The 22,686-nt window shown below is 46.0% G+C and carries 15 protein-coding genes; 7 read left to right on the plus strand and 8 right to left on the minus strand.

Features of this window, described 5'->3' with window-relative positions:
- Window positions 1-38: 38 nt before the first annotated feature.
- A complete protein-coding gene (locus NQ518_RS12540) occupies window positions 39-1,490 on the minus strand; it encodes a lipopolysaccharide biosynthesis protein (protein ID WP_227961616.1) in 1,452 nt (483 codons plus the stop codon).
- A 315-nt stretch (window positions 1,491-1,805) separates the two neighbouring features.
- Between NQ518_RS12540 and NQ518_RS12545 the strand changes: the two genes are divergently transcribed.
- Window positions 1,806-2,195 carry a hypothetical protein gene (locus NQ518_RS12545; RefSeq protein ID WP_227961614.1) on the plus strand — a complete coding sequence of 130 codons (390 nt, stop codon included), beginning with the start codon at window positions 1,806-1,808 and terminating at the stop codon, window positions 2,193-2,195.
- 476 nt (window positions 2,196-2,671) lie between these two features.
- Here NQ518_RS12545 and NQ518_RS12550 read toward each other — a convergent pair whose 3' ends face one another.
- Window positions 2,672-4,162: an emp24/gp25L/p24 family protein gene (locus NQ518_RS12550; RefSeq protein ID WP_227961612.1), complete on the minus strand. Its 1,491-nt coding sequence runs from the start codon at window positions 4,160-4,162 to the stop codon at window positions 2,672-2,674.
- 303 nt (window positions 4,163-4,465) lie between these two features.
- On the opposite strand from NQ518_RS12550, the gene NQ518_RS12555 reads away from it, so the two are divergent.
- From NQ518_RS12555 to gpmI, 4 genes are all read left to right on the plus strand, one after another.
- Window positions 4,466-4,921, plus strand: coding sequence for a hypothetical protein (locus NQ518_RS12555; RefSeq protein WP_227961610.1), 456 nt, complete (start codon window positions 4,466-4,468; stop codon window positions 4,919-4,921).
- Between the two features lie 2 nt (window positions 4,922-4,923).
- Window positions 4,924-5,376: an energy transducer TonB gene (locus tag NQ518_RS12560; protein ID WP_227961609.1), complete on the plus strand. Its 453-nt coding sequence runs from the start codon at window positions 4,924-4,926 to the stop codon at window positions 5,374-5,376.
- Between the two features lie 192 nt (window positions 5,377-5,568).
- Entirely contained in the window at window positions 5,569-6,000 is a 432-nt protein-coding gene (locus NQ518_RS12565) for an Hsp20/alpha crystallin family protein (RefSeq protein WP_004349309.1), read from the plus strand.
- A 179-nt stretch (window positions 6,001-6,179) separates the two neighbouring features.
- Window positions 6,180-7,697 carry a 2,3-bisphosphoglycerate-independent phosphoglycerate mutase gene (gene gpmI / locus NQ518_RS12570; protein ID WP_227961607.1) on the plus strand — a complete coding sequence of 506 codons (1,518 nt, stop codon included), beginning with the start codon at window positions 6,180-6,182 and terminating at the stop codon, window positions 7,695-7,697.
- Between the two features lie 122 nt (window positions 7,698-7,819).
- Here the strand turns inward: gpmI and NQ518_RS12575 are convergent, their stop codons facing one another.
- Both NQ518_RS12575 and NQ518_RS12580 read right to left on the minus strand, forming a co-directional pair.
- Complete coding sequence (locus NQ518_RS12575) at window positions 7,820-11,125, minus strand: DUF2961 domain-containing protein (RefSeq protein ID WP_227961605.1); 3,306 nt, start codon at window positions 11,123-11,125, stop codon at window positions 7,820-7,822.
- 268 nt (window positions 11,126-11,393) lie between these two features.
- Entirely contained in the window at window positions 11,394-13,346 is a 1,953-nt protein-coding gene (locus tag NQ518_RS12580) for a T9SS type A sorting domain-containing protein (RefSeq protein ID WP_227961603.1), read from the minus strand.
- Window positions 13,347-13,627: 281 nt separating this feature from the next.
- On the opposite strand from NQ518_RS12580, the gene ung reads away from it, so the two are divergent.
- Together ung and NQ518_RS12590 are read left to right on the plus strand one after the other, a co-directional pair.
- The gene (ung, locus tag NQ518_RS12585; RefSeq protein WP_227961601.1) at window positions 13,628-14,293 is read left to right on the plus strand and encodes a uracil-DNA glycosylase; all 666 of its coding nucleotides are present in this window, start codon (window positions 13,628-13,630) and stop codon (window positions 14,291-14,293) included.
- A gap of 14 nt (window positions 14,294-14,307) precedes the next feature.
- On the plus strand, window positions 14,308-14,910 hold the full coding sequence (locus NQ518_RS12590) for a DUF3109 family protein (RefSeq protein ID WP_227205952.1): 603 nt from the start codon (window positions 14,308-14,310) through the stop codon (window positions 14,908-14,910).
- On the opposite strand, the gene NQ518_RS12595 is transcribed toward NQ518_RS12590, so the two are convergent.
- From NQ518_RS12595 to alaS, 4 genes are all read right to left on the minus strand, one after another.
- The gene (locus NQ518_RS12595) at window positions 14,895-15,779 is read right to left on the minus strand and encodes a helix-turn-helix domain-containing protein (RefSeq protein ID WP_227205954.1); all 885 of its coding nucleotides are present in this window, start codon (window positions 15,777-15,779) and stop codon (window positions 14,895-14,897) included. The genes NQ518_RS12590 and NQ518_RS12595 overlap by 16 nt on opposite strands.
- A 126-nt stretch (window positions 15,780-15,905) precedes the next feature.
- Window positions 15,906-16,826 carry an alpha-L-rhamnosidase N-terminal domain-containing protein gene (locus tag NQ518_RS12600; protein WP_227961599.1) on the minus strand — a complete coding sequence of 307 codons (921 nt, stop codon included), beginning with the start codon at window positions 16,824-16,826 and terminating at the stop codon, window positions 15,906-15,908.
- Window positions 16,827-16,901: 75 nt separating this feature from the next.
- Window positions 16,902-19,283 carry a glycoside hydrolase family 95 protein gene (locus tag NQ518_RS12605; RefSeq protein ID WP_227961597.1) on the minus strand — a complete coding sequence of 794 codons (2,382 nt, stop codon included), beginning with the start codon at window positions 19,281-19,283 and terminating at the stop codon, window positions 16,902-16,904.
- A gap of 556 nt (window positions 19,284-19,839) precedes the next feature.
- Window positions 19,840-22,461, minus strand: a complete 2,622-nt coding sequence (alaS, locus tag NQ518_RS12610) for an alanine--tRNA ligase (RefSeq protein WP_227961595.1) — start codon at window positions 22,459-22,461, stop codon at window positions 19,840-19,842.
- Between the last annotated feature and the right edge of the window lie 225 nt (window positions 22,462-22,686).

Genomic DNA, 22,686 nt, shown 5'->3' on the forward strand with positions numbered 1-22,686 from the left:
AGCAAATATACATAAAAATATGGATTTAGGGGATGCCCTTAGCGCTTTTTCTTCCATTTAGAAAGAATGGCTGTCTGGCATTCGCGAAGTATCTCTGCTTTGGCAATGCGCATGATGACGTAATACAAAACAGCAGCCATTATCACCCTGACGACTAATAATGGGAGCAGATGAGTGATGCTCAGCGTGGCATAGTAGGTCACAATCATGACCCCTGATGCACTGACTGCAAAGGGCAACACATCCTTAAAAAACTGCGGAAGCGTGTATCCCGTGGACTTTCTCACGAAGTAGAACCACACAAAAAGCCAACTCACGTTGAGGCATACATAGGCAATAACCATGTTGCGGATGCCGTATGGCCACAGCAATAGCATGAGGACGATTTGCAATACGCCCAAGGCAACGGTGCAACCAAGGTAGATATTGGCTTTCCCTTTGCTGATGATGAGGTTCGACATCAGTGTGATGAGGGGAAAAACAGCCCCACTCACGCACAACAGCCGAAGGAGTTGGGCACTTGGAAGCCATTTCTCGGTAATGGTAAGCACGATGAATTCGCGCGATACCAGTCCCAATCCCAACAAGAGGGGGAAACTGAGAAATGCCGAAAAGCGCATCATCTTGCGAAAAGCGTGCAGCTGTCGGTCAGCCTCGTTCTTTAGTTCAACGAGTACAGGTTGTGCTACTTGGTTCACCATGCTTTGCACCAACTGAAATCCTTTGCTGTCCCATTGGTAGGCTTGGTTGTATTGTCCCACGTCGTGTTTGGTGTATAACCTGCCCAACAGAATGTTCAGCACGTTGTTGTTGACTTGGGTAATGAGCGTGGTGAGTAGGATTTTGAATGAAAACTTGAACATTCGTCTCACGGGAGCAAACGAAATGTGGTGTACGGAGGGTCGCCAAGGCGAATAATGCCAATAGAGGAGGGTACACAGCAGGATGTACACCAAACTCTGAGTGGCTAATGACCAATAACGAAAACCGCCCCACGCCATCAGTACTCCCGTGATGCTCGACAGCAATACGGCAACGATGTTGGCTTTGGCTTGTTGCTTGGCGTGTAAATTCTTGAACAGCCATGCCGATTGGGCGGTGCCGAACGAGGCGAAGAGGATGCCTAAAAAACTGTATCGGCACAAGGATGTCAGGGCTGGCGTGTCGTAGAAAGAGGCTATCAGAGGAGCGGATAGGAACAAAACGATGTACAAGGTGCCGCCAACCAAGATGTTGAACCAAAACACAGCGTTGTAGTCATCGTGGGTAGGGGATTTCATATTGGTGATGGCTACCGTGAACCCACTGTTTTGAAGGGCAATAGCAACCAACTGAAAAATGGCTATCATCGCCATCATGCCATAGTCTTCGTCGGACAGGATACGACCCAGCATGATGCCAAACACCACGCCTACCAATTGCAGGGTGATGTTACTCATCGCCCCCCAAAATATACCTTTTGTCGTTTTCTCTTTGAGTGTCTCTGTCATCCGCAGCGAATTTGGTTACAAAAATACTTGTTTTTAGGCAGAAGTACAAGTTTTTTAAGCTGTGATACGTTTCACTTAATTTTTGAGGATTATAATGATCGGAAAAACGATTGGAAAACTTTAGTGCCTTTGAATCAACAACTTTTTATAAAAAAACGAATAATACGCTTGTTTGATATTCCTTAAATGTATATATTTGCACACAGCAGTACACTGTGACAGCGAATGATAAATTATCTATTCATTCCCAATCTTTGGATGACCTTTATTAGTTTATATTTTTTCTATATACCGTAAACCATAAAAAAAGAAGAGATGAAGAAAGTACTATTTTTATTATTGCCGTTATTTCTTATATTGAATGTTGGCTGTAGCTCTGATGATTCAAAAGAATTAGAATCGTCAAATTACCCAGTATGTAAAAATGATACAGTTTGGTTCACCGTAACTGACAGTCCTGGAGAAGTGGTTTTTAATACCGAGTATCATGTTTATTGCATTGTATGCAAGTTTCCTTATGGTATTGTAAATATTTACCCTCAACACAACTCACTACCTTTAAGTTTTAGAAAAACTGGGAAAAAAGTTATTTTTAGCGGAGATATTTTTATAGATAAACCATTTCGCACTTGTGGTAATGTTCCAGATGATTATGTGGTACCCTTCTTGCATTTTGTCAAATTATCTAATATAAGAAAAAAGTGATGAAAAAGAGAATAGGATTCCTTGATAAATTTTAGCGAGCCCGCTTATTTAGGATGTCCTAAAAACGTTGGTTTTTTGGGATGAAAAATTGTCTTAAAAAATCTGAAATATGTTGACAAACGCTCTCTAAATACGGGCATATTTGTAACGAGATGGATACTTGCTCGCAAATACGCGAAAAATAGAAATAGTTGATAATCAGCGTATTACAAAAACAGGAGCATTATTTAGCCGAAAAAACGGTGCGAAATGGCCGCAAATACCATGGTTTTGCGTCGGAAAAGCAAAGGGTTAGGCATCTTATTGCATTGATATTGGCCAGTTAACTCAATGAGTTAACCAATCAAAGTCATGTTTGTTGCCCTGTTAAGGGTTCAGAACACCCTAAAAATGCCCTATATTTTTTCTATTTGTGAGGTTCCAGAAGTGTTAAAATTAGGGAAGAAAAACGGACAAAACTTGTGCTTCACACCTTGTCATTGGTTCTCCATATCAGGTTGTACTGGGCTTGTTGGTCGTGCCACTGGTGTCATGCCATGCAGTTGGGGCATAGTGCGCAGTTTTTTAGTGAGCCGACTTTTGGTAGACCTTACGGCTTGTTCTGAGCAGCAGAATGCCTTTGCTTTCTCGCTGTCGGCCATGCCGTTGCGCTCCATGATGCAGAAAAATGTTTCTTTGGGTGTCAGTGCCAGTGACTGGTTGTTGAGCAGTTCAGCCAGTTCGGCATCGATATTGGGCATGATGCTGGCCACGGCAACCTGCTCTTTCTTCCCAAACTGGCTGATGTTGCCATTGTGTAGGATGGCATCAAGCACGTCGATGCCCAGCTTGATCTGTGCCACCGACTCATAATTGCGGTCTGCCTGCATGGCTGGGGGCAGCTTGTGTTTCAACTGCTCCAATTCTTTTAGTCGGCTGTCCATCGCCTGTTTCATCTCTTCTATCGTGAGGTTTTTGGCCGAAAGCCGTGTGTGCAGTTCGTCCTTGATGTCGGCTATTTGCTCTTGGAATCGCTTGTATAGCAGGTGGTTGCGCCGGTAGTACCAGTAGGAGAGGACAAACAGTAGCAGCAAAAGGGCGATGATGACGACCGAGTAGCGGTATCGTTGGCGGGCACGGTCTAATTGTAGCACGGCGTTGTCATAATCGTTTTGCACTTTGATGATGTCGGTGTGCGTTTTCTCTGAGTAAAGCGAGTCGTCGAGTGCTTTGAGGCGCAGCATCGATTCGTATGCCTTGCGGTAGTCACCGTGTGTCTCGTGCAAGTGCGTTTCGGCGAGCAGTCGGTTGTACGCCATGGTAGAGTTGTTTTTTTTCGACATCATCGACATGACGAGCCTTACCTTCTCGGGTTGGTCTTGCCGAGTGTAGATTTGGCTGAGTAGCGTGAGTGCGTTGCCAAGGGCTGACGAGTCTTGCGCCAGCATGAAAGCCTGGTAGGCGTGATGCTCGGCTGATGCAAGCGAATCGCGCAGTAGGTCGTAATGAGCCAGGTGCTTTTGGATGACCGACTGCTGTCCTCTGCCAACCTTGTGATAATACAGCATGGCTGTTTTGGTGGCGTTGCGGGCGCTGTCGGGCAGCTCCATATTGAAAAATGTATTGGCCTTGTTCACCAGAACGTCGACGATATGTTCGGGCTTTCCATACGTCATGGCATATTTTAGGGCGCGGTTTTGGTATTGCAGGGCCAGTTCGTTGGCACCGCTGTTCTCGTTGATCCACCCGATGTACTGGTAAATATGGAAGATGGTTTTGGCACTGTCGAGTGCGGGAACCAGTCGCTCGGCTTGCTTCAGTTGCACCATGGCAGCCTTTAAGTTGTGTTGGTCGATATACTGCAGGGCGCTGTCAATGTAGGTGCGGGCTTGTTGCTCGGGTGCGGGGAGGGCGCTTTTTTGGCTGCTCGGGTTGCATGCGCCGAGTAGAAGTGTGGCAGAAAGCAGCATCACGAATATCTTTTGCATACGGTTGTGTTTTGGTCTTTTTTGTTCAGGGCAAAGATATAAAAAACAATTCATATTCGTTCTTTGATGTGTCAAAAGAGATGTTGTGGGTATTTTAAATACCTGGTAGTCAGATGTTTGCGCTTTCTTCGTGTGTCAATGTCTGTCGGTCTATTGACAAGGGCAGTCTGAAGTTGTATCTTTGTCAGTGAAAGCTATATGCAAATCTGAAGTACAGTTCGCACCTGTCTTTGGTTTCCTCGGTCATAGACGGTGCGGATGTACTTTTTGAAAGGATGGAACAATGTTTAAAAAAGATAAGATATGAAGAAATATGGTATTTTGTTGGTTATTTTTTGCTTCGTCGTTTTTCAGATGACGTGGTCGCAAAGTCACAAGAAAAGCTTGCCACGACCAGATGGAAACATATGTTGGTCTGTCATTGACGACATACCTGTTTATCCTGGTGGAACAGTCGCCTTACGCCAATGGATGATTGATTCTGTGGCTCCCGGGCTGGACAGTATTAAAAGCTCGGCAGAAGGAAAGTTGTTGATCTCGTTTGTCGTTCTGGAAAATGGCGCTTGTGACAGTTTTAAAGTGGTAAAATCGGTGGCTCCCGAGATTGATACCTTATTTTTAAACGGACTGAAAAAGATGCGGAGGTGGACCCATGGTAAGTTCAAAGGCAAGGCTATGCCTGTAAAATTTTGCTTTCCTATCACGATTAAGAGGGAGCGTGAGAATGAAAAAAATACTGTTTCCAAAACTAAAGAATAAATATGATGAAGAGAAGAAGTGTATTGTTATTTTGGCTTATGATGGCTGTTTGGGCGGCAATGTCGGCACAGTGTGTGGGCTCATCGAAGTATGTTGAACCGTCGGAAAAGATATTTTCCGATCCCGAGGTGATGCCAGTTTATCCCGGAGGGAAAAAAGCGTTGATGGCATTTGTGAGCGATAGGGTGATTCCTAAGCTGATGAAGGCTGACTCTACGTTAACGGGAACCATGATGGTGAATTTTGTTATCGATAAAAAAGGTCGTTGCAAAGATTTCAAAGTGTATCGTTCGAAAGGCCCAAGGTTTGATAAAATCATTATTAGAGAAATGAAACACATGAAACGTTGGACACCTGGCATGTTAGTGGGTAGACCAGTCAGTATGCGTTATAACGTGAGAATTAGAATGCAGGTGAAGCAAACATGTAGGGTGAAGCGCATGGAAAAGCCTTGATCTGCATGTCCGTAACGCTGATACTGAGTTGGATAAAAAGTCTCAAACAGCTGACATAATGACTTGGTTTTTGGGCTAAATAGTGGAATATGTGTCATAATGGCGCGATTTCTTCACTGGTACGCTCCTTGCAACAATGGTAAGTGAACTCGAAAGAGCAAATAAAAATAAACAATATAAAAATAGGAGGAAATGATTATGTTACCAGTAAGAAACAGAAATTCTTGGTTACCAAGTGTGTTTGATGACTTTTTTGATACAGGTCTTGCACCAAGATTGAACAGTACAGCACCCGCCATCAACGTCATCGCTCATGATGGTGATTATATAGTAGAGTTGGCTGCACCTGGCTTGAAGAAAGATGATTTTGTCGTGAATATCGATAACGATGGAAATTTGACTATCAAGATGGAAAAGAAGGTGGAGAACAAGGAAGAGGACAAGAAGGCTCACTACTTGCGTAGAGAGTTTAGTTACTCGAGCTTTGAGCAGACACTGATTTTGCCAGATGACGTAGACAAAGAGAAAATTTGCGCAAAAATGTCGGATGGTGTCTTGACAGTAACCTTGCCGAAACGTGAGGAAATCGTACAGACATTAGGCAAGCAAATCACCGTAGAGTAATCAATCTCTTAGGTGTCTATATAACCGCAGCCCTGCAATCCTAACGGATTGTGGGGCTTTTGCGTGGATGAAAATAGTGAAGTATTCTTGTATTTATAAGGTGTAGATGATGCGTAAGTCAGAAAATTGCAGTACCTTTGCCAAAAGGAAAATTATATATTAGACAGGTAACAATAATTATGGCAAAGAAAGCTTTATTGATGATCCTCGATGGATGGGGAATAGGAAACACGGGTAAAGGTGATGTGATTAACAATACGCCTACACCTTATTTGGATTATCTGAATGCTACATGTTCGCATTCGCAGTTGCAGGCTTCGGGTGAGAATGTAGGATTGCCCGATGGACAGATGGGTAACTCGGAGGTAGGACACTTGAATATTGGTGCAGGGCGCGTGGTGTATCAGGATTTGGTGAAGATTAACAGAGCCTGTAAAGATGGGTCAATTCTGCAAAATCCTGAAATCGTTTCTGCCTATACGTATGCACAGAAAACGGGGAAGAAGCTTCATTTAATGGGATTGACCAGCGATGGTGGTGTTCACTCTTCTTTAGATCATCTGTATCAGTTGTTGATCATCTCTAAGAAATACGGTCTCAAAAATACGTATGTGCATTGTTTCATGGACGGACGCGACACAGACCCGAAGAGTGGAGTTGGCTTTATCGAGGCTTTGCAGCATGTTTGTGAAACGAACGATGCGCACATTGCCAGTATCATAGGGCGCTTTTATGCCATGGATCGCGACAAGCGATGGAATCGAGTGAAAGAGGCTTACGACTTGTTGGTAAGTGGTGTGGGTAAGAAAGCAACGGACATGGTGCAGGCGATGCATGAGAGTTATGCCGAAGAAGTGACCGACGAATTTATCAAGCCCATCACCAACGCTACTGTTCAAGGACAGATAGAAGAGGGTGATGTGGTGATTTTCTTCAACTTCCGTAACGACCGTGCCAAAGAACTCACACAGGTTTTGACCCAAACCGATATGCCCGATGAGGGAATGCACACCATCAAGGATTTGCAGTATTACACGATGACGCCCTATGACGCTAACTTTAAGAATGTTCATGTGCTGTTCCCGAAGGAAAATGTAGAGATGACATTGGGCGAATATCTTAGCAGTCTGGGTAAAAAACAGTTGCATACAGCGGAGACAGAGAAGTATGCACACGTTACATTCTTCTTCAATGGAGGACGTGAGGAGCCTTACAAGGGGGAGGATCGCATCTTAGTCAACTCGCCCAAGGTAGCTACTTACGACTTAAAACCCGAGATGAGTGCCTACGAAGTGAAAGACAAGCTGGTGGATGCCATTGGTACACAGCAGTACGATTTCATTGTGGTGAACTTTGCCAACGGTGATATGGTAGGACATACGGGTGTCTATAACGCCATTGCCAAGGCGGTTTGGGCCATCGACCATTGTGTGAAAGAGGTGATAGAGGCTGCCAAAGCCAACGATTATGAGGCTATCATCATTGCCGACCATGGTAATGCGGATAACGCAATTAACGAGGATGGTACGCCCAATACGGCACACTCGCTCAATCCTGTACCATTTATTTATGTGACAAACAACAACAGCGCCACCGTGAAGGACGGAAGATTGGCTGACGTGGCACCGTCTATATTGCACATCATGGGCTTGGAGCAGCCGGAAGTCATGACGGGTGAAAATCTGATAGTGGATTAAACCAGATTGTGCAATTGCCCTATCTTCTAGAATTTTAGGGAGAAGAAAACAATACAGCGATGACCCTCGAAAGCTGATATGCAGCGTTCGAGGGTCATTGCTGTTTTGACATTCACAAGAAGTTAATCACGTTTGATGATGATTTTTGAGCGAGTGGTTTGCTTATCCGAGGTGATTTCCAACACATACAGTCCGGGTATGAGCCGTTGATGGAAGCTTTTGGAAAACATACGCTCAACGACTTTTTGTCCCATGACATGATAGATGCTGACCTTTGTGCGATTGGGACTAGCCATACGGATGTGCAACGTTTGACCTGATGTAGTAATTTGAGCAGCTTCGTATGTATGGTTTTTGATGCCTGTGCTAACTTGTAGTCTTCTGATGGGCGCGAATTTGCCGCCAAAGCGTGCCGCATCAATGGCCTGTACGGTCCACTCATAGGTTCCAAGAGGCAGTGAAAGTGTAATTTGTTTGTTTAGAAACATGTTGCCCAGTTGGTTGATTTTCCGCCATCCGTCATGTTCGCCGCCTATCACGGCCATAGGGTTATACAGCCATTTGCCTGTGTTGACATCTTTGAGAGCTAAATTGTAGGTGATTCCTTGCTCGTGCGTAACGTTGTTTGGAGTGTCCCAACTGAAGGTTACTTGGTAGGTTTGGCCTTGTAAAGTTGTAGTGGCGTTCAGGTTTTGAGGCGCTTCCAATGGTACAAATGCATGGGCTTTGAACGACTGATGAGTGGGACTGGGTGACCATCCGGCGATGACTCGGTTGGGATGGTAAGGATTATCTTTGTATCCTTCCGCAAACCCTTGATAGATAAAGTCGGGTTTCATGTCGCCATCCACGTCGGCTATCTCGAAGTCTTGTTCTGACATGCCTGGGAGATATTGATTGCTCAAGAAATATTGTTCGTTAAAGTCTTCATATTCTAGCGTCCCATCCCGGTTATTGTTGATAAATACAAATGTTTTCTGTCGTCGTGAGGGTAGCAGTCGGTCACAATATCCACCAAACAGAAAGTCTACATCTCCATCGTTATCGATATCCTGCAAGATGGTGGATCCTCCCATTGAAAATTGTCGACATCGTTCGTACTTGAATATTTCAGTCATCTTTTCATTGTAATTTTGATAGATGCGAGTCGTCCAGTCGTTAGGTTCGCTGCTGCCTTTTCCTTCACCATGGATGATGAGGTCGAGCCATCCATTGCCATCCAAGTCGTTCCAATCGGCTGAACCAAAGCATTTTTGCTTGATGTGGAATGTAGGGTTGAGGGTGAATCTGCCTGTTCCATCATTCATGAAAACGCCTGTGAACGGTTGGGAAGATATGCCTTCTGGTGTAGAGGGAGAATAGGCCATGATGAAAACATCCATCTTTCCATCGTTGTTATAATCAATGATTTGAACCTGTGGGTTGATGAATCGATAGTTGGAAAATTCAGTCTTATCTTCTATGAACTGTCCGTTGGCTTGCTGAACATAAATGGCGATATATGAATCGGGATAGCTGCCGGCACAAAGATAGTCCATCTTTCCGTCGTTGTTGAAGTCGGCAAACCCGTTGCCGGTAATCTTTCCGGGGGGCATGGGATATTGATGGGTAGGTCCCAACGTAAACATTCCCTGTCCATTATTCAACGCAATGCCATTCGAAAACGTGCATCCCGTGTTTGTTCCTCCATTGAAAATCACATCGATGTCACCATCTCCATCAATGTCGGCAGCATTCATGGTGGCCATCTTGCCAGGAGTAATGGGGCAGCTATGTTGTGTGAAATGGCCTTTGCCGTCGTTCTTGAACAGTCCTCCTTGAAATAAAAATGGAGCGTCGCGTTGCTCTCCGGCCAGCAATACGTCCAGGTTGTGGTCGTCATCACAATCAAAGGCGAGGATATCCCCATGTTGTGGCCGCATGGTTGTGCTGAACTCTCTTGTATCGGGCTGTAAAAAAGGATTGCCTGGAAGGTATACTTCTCGTAAAAGTGCAGTTGGTTCCATCAATTCTGTTAATGGTTCAGAGTTGTAGAAGAGAGCTACCGACGTGTAATCAACGGGAAATTCGTTACCAACCGGTCCATGTTCGACGGCATGTCGAATGCTTTTCTCGAACGACATCTTATCAGCGAGGAACAGTCGGTAGCCTCCTGTTCTGTACAAGGCGGCATTGTAATCCAATGAACCGTGAATGGGTGTGCTGTATGCTCTGTCCCATCTTCCTTTTTGGTTGTACCATCCGCCGTTGAAATAATCTTCTGTTCCAGTCCCATTGATGGTTCTTTTTCCATCTATTTCCGTGATATCGTCGCCTTCAAAGAATAGAGTGACGCCGGGTCTGAGACCTTGTGCAGACAAAATGGTACCTACATAATGGCCTTTTCCTTTGGTTTTTAGAAAATCATAGTAGCATCCTGAAGGTGGATTGATGATTCTTTTCCATACTGCATAGAACTTTCCTTCTTCTTCAGGGATACGCACTACGTCATTATAGTAAACCTTGACAGAAATGGAGAGGGGAGGCTGTTGGGCATCATCACGCTTCTTATAGATAAGTTTTAGTTGTGCCGATTCATCGAAAGGCATGGGTAGGTAACAGTAATTCTTAGACTGAACCGTGCCGAGGACGATGGATTGCATGCTTCTCTTACCGTAAGAATAGCCCATGAAATCAGCGATGGGTGCATGGATGGCAGCGAATTTCTCATGGTCCCAATGCGCAGAGAGAATGATGTCTTTATGAATTCCTTCAAATAATTCGCCACCATCTATCTCTAATCCAACAATGCGTCCACCAGTTTTTGTATCAAAGAAAACTTTTTCCTGGCCGGCATTCAAAATAAAATGCTCGGTGTGTATGCTGGGATTGGATGATCGCCCCGTGGTAAAAAGGTCGATAGTGGGGTGGGTAGTCGTCCATACTTTTTGGGTATGGTGAAGTGTCATTCTGTCTTGGATTGAGAAGTTGTCCCTGTAACTCTCCACATCAGCTTGGGGCATCTTGCGGTATTGAATATGAATAAACTGTATTTTCCGCCCATGGAACAGTATTTTGCAGGACTTCTGATAGGGAATGGGAATGTAAGAGAAATATCCTCCAAGAATATGGTCGGCCAGTGGAGCCATGAAAGGGTCTTTGGTTTGATTGAAAAGTTCACAAAATTTCATGGCTATCCGTGGCGTCTTTTCGCCGTCGAAATAGAATGAAATGGAATCGTTGGTCGGCGTAGCAGTCCATATCCGATTAATCACTCCAGGCCCAGATAGGTCGGCTAACACCAACTTGTCGCCTTCTTTTCTGATATATGAATACTTTCCAGAGAATCCATCATCGTTACCGCCTGTCCTATCATAACTGGAAACTTGTTCAATGGTCGTATGAGACCGATAGGATGGCAGCAGGTTAATTTGGCTCAATTGTGCCATTTCTGAGCTAAATGTTGTTTTTTGTGCATGTAACGCTAAACAACATAAACTGAACAAGGTGAGTGCAAGGAGTCTAAATGCTGGATGATGTTTCATTGACTTGGTGATTCTGGAGAACAAATTTTGGGGGAGATAAAGGGCTGTTACCTATACTATTATCAAAAATCCAGTTGCAAGAATTCTTTTCCTGCAACTGGATTGTTTAGTGATAGCGTTCACTTTGATTAGAGGAAAACTGCCATTGTGTGGTTTGTTAAAGACGGCTTCCTTATTTTACTGTAACCTTTTGGTGCAGAACTTGGTCACCGTTCTTTACCTCAACGATGTACAACCCAGTAGGAACGGTGATGCGCAGGCTGTTTTCAAATAGCGCATTTTCCACTTCGATACCAGTTGTGCTGTACACTTTAGCTTGCATGGCGTTTGCTGTTTGACTGGTGATGCCTATGTATCCCTTCCCTGTAGTGATGACAGGTTTGGCTACTGTAACATCTTGTACATTGGTGGCAACACTTAAAGTTTGCATTGGTGCGAAGCTACCTCCAAATCTTGCAGGGTCAATTGCTTGTACGGTCCATTCGTATTCGCCTTTGGGTAGGGTTAGTGTCCATGATTTGTTGAGATAGGTGTTGCCCATCTTCACCACCTGTCTGAAACCGTCTTTCTCTCCACCGATGATGGCCATTGGGTTGTACAGCCATTTACCAGTTGTCTTGTTGCGTAAAGCAAGGTTGTAAGTCACACTTTTCTTCGTACCAATGTTGTCTGGTTCACTCCAAGCAAACGTCACTTTCACTTGTTCACCATCTGCAACTTGTGTGGCTGTTAGGTTGCTCGGTGCGTTCAATTTAACGAAGGGTTTTACGAAATTTGGATCGTTGAGGCCTGGAGTCCAGCCGCCAAAGTTCACATCTAATTTATCCGTTGGAGGCATGTTCTTGTTACCTCCCTTAAATCCCATATAGACATAATCAAGAATGTAGTCGCCGTTGAGGTCGGCAGCTTTATAGTCATGTTCCGAAAAGCCAGGGAGATAGTTGTCACCCAAAGTCTTGTTTTCAACGAAATCTTCTTGTGTAATGTTTCCGTCAGCATCCTCATTGGCGTACACAAAGGTTTTTTGTTTGCCTAATTTGTCTGCGAATCCGCCACAAAGAATGTCGACATCTCCATCATTGTCCAAGTCTTGAAGGAGGTTGGCGCCTGTCGTAGAGAATGGTCTTGCACGATCTGATACAAATGATTCCTTGAAGACCATGTCTTGGTTTGTGAATAATCGATGATACCATGTGGCGGCATCCCAATTATTGTTGCCATTGAATGGGCCGTCGCCTACGACGAGAAGATCAAGAAAACCGTTGCCATCAACGTCTGCCCAATCGTGTGATCCATGTCCCAATGGGGGTAATTCTGTGTACTCTTGACGGCTAAAATGTCCCTTTCCGTCGTTTACGAAGATGTAACCTGTCCAGTTCGCCTTGTCCAGTCCAAAAGGTTTGATGGATTTATCTACACGAGGATAGTACCCTTGGAAAAAGATATCTACGTCGCCATCATTGTCAAAGTCGCCAAAAGAGCAAACCTCGTCCCTGAAATAGTTGGAAAATTGGTTTTCATCCATCTTGAAAGTGCCATCTGGTTGTTGGAAGAACAGCGTCCACTTGCCACTATATTTAATGCTTTTTTTTGCCTCCCAGTCATAGTGTCCCTGCGTATCCGGTGGCGTGAGCATGTAATCCAGCAATCCATCATTGTTCAGGTCGGCAAACAAAGCATTGTAACAAGGCTGTGCTATTGTGGGGTATTTTGCAGGATCTGCAATCGTAAAGTTGCCTTTTCCGTCGTTCAAGGCCAGTCCGCGGGCACTAGCTTCTGGTACTTTGGAGTTCTTGTGTCCAGTAAAGATGATGTCCAAGTCGCCATCACCGTCGATGTCACCAAAATCCATGTTGCCCTTGTAGCCTACCATGATAGGGCAGTCTTTCTTCGTAAAGTTACCTTTACCGTCGTTGATGTACAGACCACCGCGTTGCAGATGAGGGTCTTTTCTTTGCTCCCCACCGATGAGTACATCCAAATCACCGTCGTTGTCAACATCTCCTATCAGGATGCACCCGTGCTGTCCGTCGGCATTTTCAAAATAATTGTAAGTGTTACCTTGTGCTTGCATCCCTATTGCAACGATGAAAGACAAAGTGAATAATGAAGTAAATCTTTTCATGATAAAATGGTTTTAAATGGTTGTTTCATTGAGTTTTAGCAAAAATACAATTATTAATTGCGCTAAAGATTTTGCTAAAAGTTAATGTTTGTCAAAGGATTCCTTTTTATAAGAATTCCCTAAGTTTAGTCTGCGAAAGGGATTAAAATGAGCCATTTTCACGTTTTCAGCTTCTGTTAGGATGACGCTCATTTTGCACTCTGACAGATTATTTGTACTTTTGTATCCATCAACCCCATCTTTTTATTGTTTCGTTTGATATTTGTGTGCGATAATCATTCATGGAAGTGCAGATAGAACAGAGCTGGAAAGCTCATTTACAGCAGGAATTTGACAAGCCTTACTTTGCCAAACTGACCGAGTTTGTGCATGCCGAGTACAGCCAATTTTCGTGCTATCCTCCCGGAAAACTCATTTTCAACGCTTTTAATCTCTGTCCGTTCGATCAAGTGAAAGTAGTGATTATCGGGCAAGACCCTTATCATGAACAGGGTCAGGCACACGGTTTGAGTTTCTCAGTTAATGACGGTGTGCCGTTTCCACCCTCGTTGCAAAACATCTTTAAGGAGATACAAGCCGATATGGGAATGCCCATTCCCACAACAGGAAACTTGACTCGCTGGGCTAAACAGGGCGTGATGCTTCTCAATGCCACACTCACCGTGAGAGCGCATGCAGCAGGAAGCCACCAGCGAAGAGGGTGGGAAACGTTTACAGATGCTGTTATTAAGGTGTTGAGCGACCATAAAGAGCACTTGGTGTTCTTGTTATGGGGCGGTTATGCGCGCTCAAAATCCTATCTTATTGACAAACGCAAACATTGTGTCTTGGAGAGTGTTCATCCTTCTCCACTATCTGCCAATCGAGGTGGTTGGTTTGGTAATCATCATTTCTCACGCTGTAATGAATACTTAATACAGCAGGGCATTGAACCCGTGAAATGGTAAAAACTCCTCAATGTATGAATCATTCATATCCTCCCATTATACAAGTAGGCAACGTCTTGGTGTCTCCAGATGTTTTCACGCAAAAATTTTGTTGTGATTTAGAGGTGTGTCATGGTGCTTGTTGCATTGAAGGCGATGCGGGAGCTCCTGTCACTATCGAGGAAATTGCCAGCATCGAAGAGAACGTGGATGCTGTGTGGAACGAGCTTTCTGCTTCGGCTCAATCGGTCATTGACCAGCAAGGCGTGGCTTATATTGATAGAGAGGGCGACCTAGTAACCAGCATCGTCGGCCGAAAGGATTGCGTCTTCACTTGTTATCAGCAGGGCACGTGTCTGTGTGCGCTTGAGAAAGCCTACCGAAATGGGCAGACCCGCTTTTGTAAGCCCATCTCCTGTGCGTTATACCCTATTCGGGAAAAGGCGTTGGGAAATGGACTTGTTGGACTGAATTACCACCGTTGGAAAATTTGCCAATGTGCAGTAGAGAAAGGTAAAGAGCTCAATTTGCCACTTTACCAATTTCTCAAAGAGCCTTTGATACGCCGGTTTGGGCAGCAATGGTATGATGAATTGTGCGCCGTAGCCGAACAATTGAGTCGTCAAGACTTTCTGTAATCAGATGGCGACTGACCTGTTCGATCTTTAAAGTACTTTCCTAAGAAGCTCTGGTTGGGAAAGTTCATCTCTACAGCTATTTCCTTTATGTTTTTGGAAGAATTCTTCAACAGCAAACGAAGTTCTTTCGTCACATAGCTGTCTATCCAACTATTAGGCGTTTCCTTGCTGACTTTCTTTACCGTTTCCGACAAATATTTAGGCGTAATGCACAATTTCTCGGCATACCAACTTACTTTTCTTATCTCCCGGTAGTTCTGTTCGACCAGTTTAATGAAATCGGTGAATATTTTTTCACCACGACTCAGGCGGGCATCACCTCCTATTTGTTGGGTGCGCCAGATGTGGTTACCCATGTCGTATACTAAGGTTCCCAGCATGGCACATGCGCTTTCGCGACGGAAGTGATGTGACTTGTCGTCAACTTTTCGTTTGGTTATCTGGAAAAATTCATCAAACGCTTTGGCTTCTTTGCTCGTTAGGTGTAGCACGGGATGCGTCTTTGTAAAGATAAAGAGCGATGACATCTCATGGATTCCGCGAGCGGTGTCTTGCAGAAAGTTTTCCGATGCCAGGAGGGCGATGCCTTTACAGTCGCGACTCAGCATGTAATCACTGATCACTTGGCCCTCGCTCAGGACAATCATGTCGTTCGCCTGAATCGTACACTTCTTGGTGTCTACCAGATATTCAGCACGCCCTTGGATACACATCCCAATCAGCAGACAGCTCATTTTGTGTGGTTCTAACGGCAAGGGTAGATCTTCAAAGTGTTCAAACAGTATCAAGTCGTCATCTATGTAACAGCTTTCTCCTGTGACAGACTTGATATGTTCAATCGTCACTTCTTTCATTGTCTTGTCCTGCATATTCCAATTACTTTTTAATTCTTATACGTTCTGAATTCCATCTGGTATTTCCAAAAAAGAAGAATGCGCTTTGATGTTCACCTTGCAAAGATAGGGGAAAAATACAACAATCAATGAAAACAGATGTTAATATTGCAGGCTTTTATGGAAATATGGAACAATTTCTATGCCTTCTACCGATTGAATCTGTTCGTTTTTGAAGTTTTGGTCGCCATTAATCAACACTCTTCGATGATCAGCCACGGTAAATTTCCGACAGGCTTGCTCGTCCATTTCACCCGTGCAAGTGTATTCCAAACCGTCAATGTATATCTTTTGTCCGCGTTTGGCATCTCGCAACGTGATTCTCAGTTGACCTTTAAACGCTTTGTCGAATTGATAATACACGCCGTTTCCTACCAAGTCGAAATAGCGAGGCGTATAGGTCATGTTCCTTTTTACTGCGGGGTAGCCCGTTAGATGATAGCTCGAAGCAATGGCAGGCACGTTGGTGTTGCGTGCAGGCTGCCACAATCCCCAGTCAACATCATCTGAGTTCCATTTCAACATGTAGGCGTTGGCATCATATCGCTCACCACCATCTCTGGTAAGTGATACGTTTGCCCGCCTCGTTAGCCATCCATCATCCGAGCAGAAGGCCCTCTTCTCCCCGTTCTTCATCCTTCCGCAGAGCGAGAACGCTATCTGTTGCTGGTTGATGTGTGGAAAAGTGGGCGAATACCAGATGGCTATTGTGTTGATGCCTGGTTGCAGAAACCTGGTCACTTCCATGTTGATACTCACCGGAAGATTGTCGTTACCCATCCTGCATGGCATCCAACTGGCGGTGGATACATTGCGCTCGTTGATGTACACGTCCACTTTGCCCGTGGTGGCTATTGTCGCAGAGGCAAATACGGGCAGCTCTTGTAACCGTATTTGTTGCCTGAACCAAATCTCAGAAGTGCTGTCTACCTGCTGGGTGGCAATCCAGTGCGTGTAGAAAGATTGTGAATGGGCAATCAGTGCACACAACATTGTCATCGCAAGTATACTTATTTTTCTCATGAATCAATCGTCTATTGTGCTTCAGGCCAATGCGCTCTTGCAATCTTATTCAAGAGGTTCAGCCTGCTTTTGTCTTCATTTTATCGTGGTGGTCTTGCCTCGTTTTAGTCCAACTCTTGTCTGTTTCCCATTCATGTACACGGTTACATATTTAACATGATGCTGGGTGCATGGTTTTAATTGAACCCATTCCACTTGTCCGTTCTTCCATTTCATGCTCACCTCGTAGCCTCCCCGCGCCTTGATGCCCCGCACTTCACCGTCTTTCCACGCATCCGGAAGGGCGGGAAGAAGATACAGTTCGTTGTCGGTGCTTTGCAACAACATCTCGCAAACGCCGGCAGTACCACCGAAATTCCCATCTATTTGGAAAGGTGGATGTGCATCCATCAGGTTGGGATAAGTGCCGCCGCTGCTTCGTTTGTCGGCACCTTGATATTGATCAGGCGACACGTAGGTCAGCAATTTCTGGTACATGTGGTATGCTTCCTTGGCCTTTCTCAGTCTGGCCCACAGGTTGATGCGCCATCCCGTGCTCCATCCTGTGGTGTGGTCGCCTTTCTGTTGTAGCGTTTTTTCAGCAGCCAGGGCCAATTGGGGCGTTTCTTTCAGGGAGAGGTGATGGCCGGGGAAAAGTCCGATGAGGTGCGATTGGTGGCGGTGCTTGATGTCCCAGTCGTCCCAATCGTAGTACCATTCGTTGAGATCGCCCTGATGTCCTACGGTGTAGGGATGCAGTCGTTTGAGCGAGGCCTCAATGTCTTTCAACAGTTGTGACTGTCTTGCGTAGTCCGCCCCCTTCTTGTTGATGGCCTCCACCGTGTTGAGGAACAGCTCGCGGATGATGGCCAGGTCGGCTGTTCCGCCATAACAGGTGGTGCCATGGTAGCCCTCGGGCGTCTTGTATTCGTTCTCGGGTGATGTGCTGGGTGCGGTAATCAGCTCACTGGGGTTCTTTGGGTTCTCAACAAGCCAATCTAACATGAAGGCAGAAGCACCTTCCAACAGGGGCAGGGCCGTGTTGTTGAGGAATTGGGTGTCGGGGTTGAACCGATAATGTTCCCACAAGTTCTGTGTCAGCCATGCGCCTCCCATGTTCCAGTTGCTCCATTCGGGACTCTCACGCTTCTCGCCTACGGGGTTGGTCATGGCCCACACGTCCGAGTTGTGGCTCGAGCACCATCCCCGTTTGATGCCATAATAGTTTTTGGCGGTATGCCTGCCGTTCACGGCCAGCGCCTGCATGAAGGTGAACAGCGGTTCTGCCATCTCGCTAAGGTTGGCCACCTCGGCCAGCCAGTAGTTCTCCTCGAGGTTGATGTTCACCGTGTAGTTCGACCGCCACGGTGCCCGCAGATAGTGCGACCACAATCCCTGCAGGTTGGCGGGTGTGCCTTTAGTGCGCGAACAGGCTATCAACAGGTAGCGTCCATACTGCATGTACAGCGTTTCCAGATAGGGGTTGTGTCCGCCTTGGTCGGTATAGTCTTTCAGTTGTTGTTCGGTTGTGCGACTGCAATCGGCCACCGATCCGCCCAGAAACAATTTCATCCGGTCGTAGAAGTGGGTATAGTCGGCCACATGTTGTTTCTTGATAGCTTGGTAATCTTTCTTTTCCAAGGCCTTTTGATGTGCCAGAGCCAGCTGCTCGCAGGGCCTCGCTTGCCGTACAGGGTGCTTGTCAAAACCGTTAAAGCTGGTTTCGTTGACAAAATACAGGGTTGCTTCGGTTGCGTCTGTGATTAGCAGGGTAGAGTCGGTGGCTTGAATCTTTCCTTGCTTGGTTACTGCCCGCAGCACAGAACAGAAATGAATGCTGTTCTCTGGGTCGCCCATGGCATGTCCCTTCATCGTGATGAGGTTACCCGCGGCCTTGACGGTGTGCGGTATCTGCGCTGACAGGTTGACCTCCAGGTTGATGCTTCTGGACTTGTTGGCTGTGATGTGTATGCAGATGAGGCTGTCGGGATGTGATGCGAAATATTCTCGCTTGATTTTCACGCCGTTCAGACTATAGCTGTCTGTTAACAAGGCCTTGTCGATGTTGAGCGTGCGTGTGTAGTTGGTTGCTTGCCCGCCCCGAGGGTCCAGCAGGTGCAGCGTAGCCAGTGGTTGGTAATACTGCGAGTTGGGACCTTGCACGCGAAGCTGCAGCGAGTCGGCCTTTCGATAGTCTTCTTTGAACAAGGCCTCGCGGATGGCCGGTATCCATTGATGTGCGTTTTGGTCGAGATTCGGGTCTACTGGTTGCCCCGTCCAAAGGGTGATGTCGTTGAGGTAAATCAGATTGTCGCGCGTACCGCCATAGACCAGTGCCCCCATCCGCCCGTTGCCGATGGGCATCGATTCTTCAAAATACTGCGCAGGCTTGTCGTACCACAGTCGCATGGGGAGTTGTTGCGCCAGCACAGGAAGGTGCATGACGAGCAAAAAAAGTAATGAGCCGATGTTTCTCATGATGAAACCGATATGTGGGGTTGTCTATATGCAGCGAACTGCGGGGTGGCAGGTGAGCCTGCTTTTACAGCTATGCAAAAATAATGAATTCTGTATAAACAGCAAAACGGTGGCTGTGAATTATTTGTTGATATCATACAATGACGGTGTTCGGACGGGTTGGGCATCAGGGAGGAGCTGTTGATAAATGACTTGTTGTCGTGTTCTCGTAACCAATTGTAAACGAGTTCTTTAGGGTTTGCTTTCAATAGCATAGAGATTGGCCCCCAAAGTCATTGAGTTTGGAGGTCAATAGCATACAGATTGGCACTTAAAGTCAATGACTTTGTCTCGCAAGTGCAAATGACCATGGAGATACTGCCATTGACCAGCCTCATGGTACCCATAATTACACGGAAATTGTTTGGTCAAGAATAAAGCGAAACCCCACTCCTTACGAGTGGGATTTCGCTTCAATTAAACATGCTTCCATGGCGTTTGTTAACACACAAGGAAACATGTTTTTATTTTATAGTCATGCTTGTACGGTTGGCAGAGAGCCACCGTTGACGAACAATTACAATTTGGCCAATTCGATAACTTTATCGACTGCAGCCCTGATACCATCCACATTCTTGCCGCCAGCCGATGCGAAATGAGGTTGTCCGCCACCGCCTCCCTGAATGAGTTTGGCAGCTTCACGAACCATTTGACCTGCGTTCAAGCCATGATCTTTCACCATGTCTTCGCTCAGCATAACACTCAGAAGTGGCTTCTGCTGTGCTGTAGAACCGATGACGCAAAGCAAATGCGACGGAATGGCTTCACGAATCTTGAACACCAAGTCCTTGGCAGCATTGCCATCGATAGGCAATACCGCCTTGATGACGGTAACGCCATTGATGTTCTCAGCGCGTCGGATGAGTTCGTCTTTGGTTCTTTGTACCGCTTGTGCTTGGAACTGTTCTATCTCCTTGCGCATGGTGTCGTGTTCGTCCATGTACTTTTCAATGACTCCTTTCAAGTCCTTGGCATTATTGAACAAGCTGCGGATAGCCTTTACCGTGTCTTCTATGGCATACATTGCTTCTTCGCACTTGCGACCGGTGATGGCTTCGAAGCGACGAACACCAGCAGCTACCGAACTTTCGGACAGGATTTTGAACAGTCCGATGCGTCCCGTACTCTTGGCGTGAATGCCTCCACAGAACTCGCATGACGGTCCGAAGCGCACTACTCGCACCTTGTCGCCATATTTTTCACCAAACAATGCAATGGCTCCCATTTCCTTCGCCTCTTCTATCGGCGTATCACGATGTTCGTCCAAGGGGATGTCTTGACGAATGAGGTTGTTCACCAGCCGTTCTACCTGTCTGATTTCCTCGTCGGTCACCTTTTGGAAATGCGAGAAATCAAAGCGCAACGTGTCGGGCGATACATACGATCCCTTTTGCTCCACATGGTCGCCAAGTACCTGCTTGAGTGCATAATCCAGCAGGTGAGTGGCTGTATGGTTTGCCGCACAGGCGTCACGTTTGTCAGTATCCACGCAAGCCATGAAGTCAGCCTCGGGATATTTTGGTAGTTGCTTGATGATGTGAATGCTTTGGTTGTTCTCACGTTTCGTATCTATCACGTCCACCGTCTCGTGTTCACTCACCAATACTCCTTGGTCACCTACCTGTCCTCCCATCTCTCCATAGAAGGGTGTGAAGTCCAAGATGACCTCGTAAAAACTGTTTTTTTTCTGGGTTACCTTGCGATACTTCAAGATGTGGCATTCGTATTCGGTATAGTCGTAGCCCACAAACTGCTGTTCGCCTTGTCTTATTTCTACCCAGTCGCTGTTTTCTACTTGCGCTGCATTGCGGGCACGGTCTTTCTGTTTCTGCATTTCCGCATTGAACTGTTGCTCGTCAACGCTGAATCCGTGCTCTCTGCATATTAGTTCTGTGAGATCAAGTGGAAAACCATAGGTATCGAAAAGACGGAAGGCTTTTTCGCCATCGATTTGCGTCTTGCCTGCTTTCTTCAGCTCATCCATGGCATTGTTCAACAGGTTGATACCCTTTTCGAGTGTCCGCAAGAACGAGTCTTCCTCTTCTTTCATCACCTTGCCAATCAACTCACGTTGGGCAACGAGTTCAGGATATGCTCCTCCCATTTCGTCTACGAGTACGGGGAGCAGCTTATATACAAAGGCTTCTCGCTGCCCCAAGAACGTGTAAGCATAGCGAACGGCGCGGCGGAGGATGCGGCGAATGACGTAACCCGCTTTGGCATTGCTGGGTAGTTGCCCGTCAGCGATGGAGAAGGCTACGGCTCTAAGGTGGTCAGCCACTACACGCATCGCCACGTCTACATCTTCCTGTTCGCCATATTTCTTGCCCGACAGGCGTTCCATCTCATGGATGAATGGCTGAAAGATGTCGGTGTCGTAGTTAGAATTCTTTCCTTGCAGCATTCTGACCAATCTCTCGAATCCCATTCCGGTATCGATAACGTTCATGGAGAGTGGCTCCAAAGAACCATCGGCTTTGCGATTGAACTGCATGAATACGATGTTCCAAATCTCGATGACCTGAGGATGATCCTTGTTCACCAATTCCCGTCCGGGTAATTGTGCTTTCTCTTCGTCCGAACGCGAGTCTACGTGTATCTCCGAACAAGGACCGCAAGGTCCTGTATCACCCATTTCCCAAAAGTTGTCGTGCTTGTTGCCATTGATGATATGGTCAGCAGGCAGGTGCTTGCGCCAATACTTCTCTGCCTCGCTGTCGTGTGGAATGCTTTCTTCGGGTGAGCCTTCAAACACCGTCACATACAAATCTTTTGGATCCAAGTGCAGCACGTCCACCAAATATTCCCACGCATAGTCAATGGCGCCTTCCTTAAAGTAGTCGCCAAAGCTCCAGTTGCCGAGCATCTCGAACATGGTGTGGTGGTAAGTGTCTCGTCCCACCTCCTCAAGGTCGTTGTGCTTTCCACTCACGCGGAGGCATTTCTGCGAGTCAGCTCTGCGGCGTGGCTCAGGTTGTTTGTTGCCAAGAATGATATCCTTCCATTGGTTCATGCCTGCATTGGTAAACATCAGGGTGGGGTCGTCTTTGATAACCATGGGTGCCGAAGCCACGATGGTGTGTCCTTTCGACTCAAAGAATTTCTTGAACGATTCACGTATCTCGTTTGCTGTCATCATCTGTTCTTATCTTGTTTATGGTTGTTTTTATTCTTCGTAAAGTGCTGGTGTAGCACCTGAATTAATTAGCGGCAAAATTATAAAAAAAAGGATAAAGCGCCAAAGATATCGCTTAAATTCAGTCGGTTAGGGAAGTTTGAGAACCTCGTATAGGCAGGCCTTTCTTCTTCATTATAACCCTGTGCCGTGAGCAACCTTTACCCTCCAATCATTGGAAAGTATTTC

The sequence above is a fragment of the Hoylesella buccalis ATCC 35310 genome (assembly GCF_025151385.1).
GTDB classification, from domain to species: Bacteria; Bacteroidota; Bacteroidia; order Bacteroidales; family Bacteroidaceae; genus Prevotella; species Prevotella buccalis.

Excerpts from the sequence above, each read along its gene's own strand:
- ung (WP_227961601.1), top strand. The coding sequence starts at position 13,628 with ATGGAAGTGCAGATAGAACAGAGCTGGAAAGCTCATTTACAGCAGGAA.
- NQ518_RS12565 (WP_004349309.1), top strand. The coding sequence starts at position 5,569 with ATGATTATGTTACCAGTAAGAAACAGAAATTCTTGGTTACCAAGTGTG.
- NQ518_RS12560 (WP_227961609.1), top strand. The coding sequence starts at position 4,924 with ATGATGAAGAGAAGAAGTGTATTGTTATTTTGGCTTATGATGGCTGTT.
- NQ518_RS12550 (WP_227961612.1), bottom strand. The coding sequence starts at position 4,162 with ATGCAAAAGATATTCGTGATGCTGCTTTCTGCCACACTTCTACTCGGC.
- NQ518_RS12545 (WP_227961614.1), top strand. The coding sequence starts at position 1,806 with ATGAAGAAAGTACTATTTTTATTATTGCCGTTATTTCTTATATTGAAT.
- alaS (WP_227961595.1), bottom strand. The coding sequence starts at position 22,461 with ATGATGACAGCAAACGAGATACGTGAATCGTTCAAGAAATTCTTTGAG.
- NQ518_RS12575 (WP_227961605.1), bottom strand. The coding sequence starts at position 11,125 with ATGGCACAATTGAGCCAAATTAACCTGCTGCCATCCTATCGGTCTCAT.
- NQ518_RS12555 (WP_227961610.1), top strand. The coding sequence starts at position 4,466 with ATGAAGAAATATGGTATTTTGTTGGTTATTTTTTGCTTCGTCGTTTTT.
- NQ518_RS12580 (WP_227961603.1), bottom strand. The coding sequence starts at position 13,346 with ATGAAAAGATTTACTTCATTATTCACTTTGTCTTTCATCGTTGCAATA.
- NQ518_RS12600 (WP_227961599.1), bottom strand. The coding sequence starts at position 16,826 with ATGAGAAAAATAAGTATACTTGCGATGACAATGTTGTGTGCACTGATT.
- NQ518_RS12605 (WP_227961597.1), bottom strand. The coding sequence starts at position 19,283 with ATGAGAAACATCGGCTCATTACTTTTTTTGCTCGTCATGCACCTTCCT.
- gpmI (WP_227961607.1), top strand. The coding sequence starts at position 6,180 with ATGGCAAAGAAAGCTTTATTGATGATCCTCGATGGATGGGGAATAGGA.
- NQ518_RS12590 (WP_227205952.1), top strand. The coding sequence starts at position 14,308 with ATGAATCATTCATATCCTCCCATTATACAAGTAGGCAACGTCTTGGTG.
- NQ518_RS12595 (WP_227205954.1), bottom strand. The coding sequence starts at position 15,779 with ATGCAGGACAAGACAATGAAAGAAGTGACGATTGAACATATCAAGTCT.
- NQ518_RS12540 (WP_227961616.1), bottom strand. The coding sequence starts at position 1,490 with ATGACAGAGACACTCAAAGAGAAAACGACAAAAGGTATATTTTGGGGG.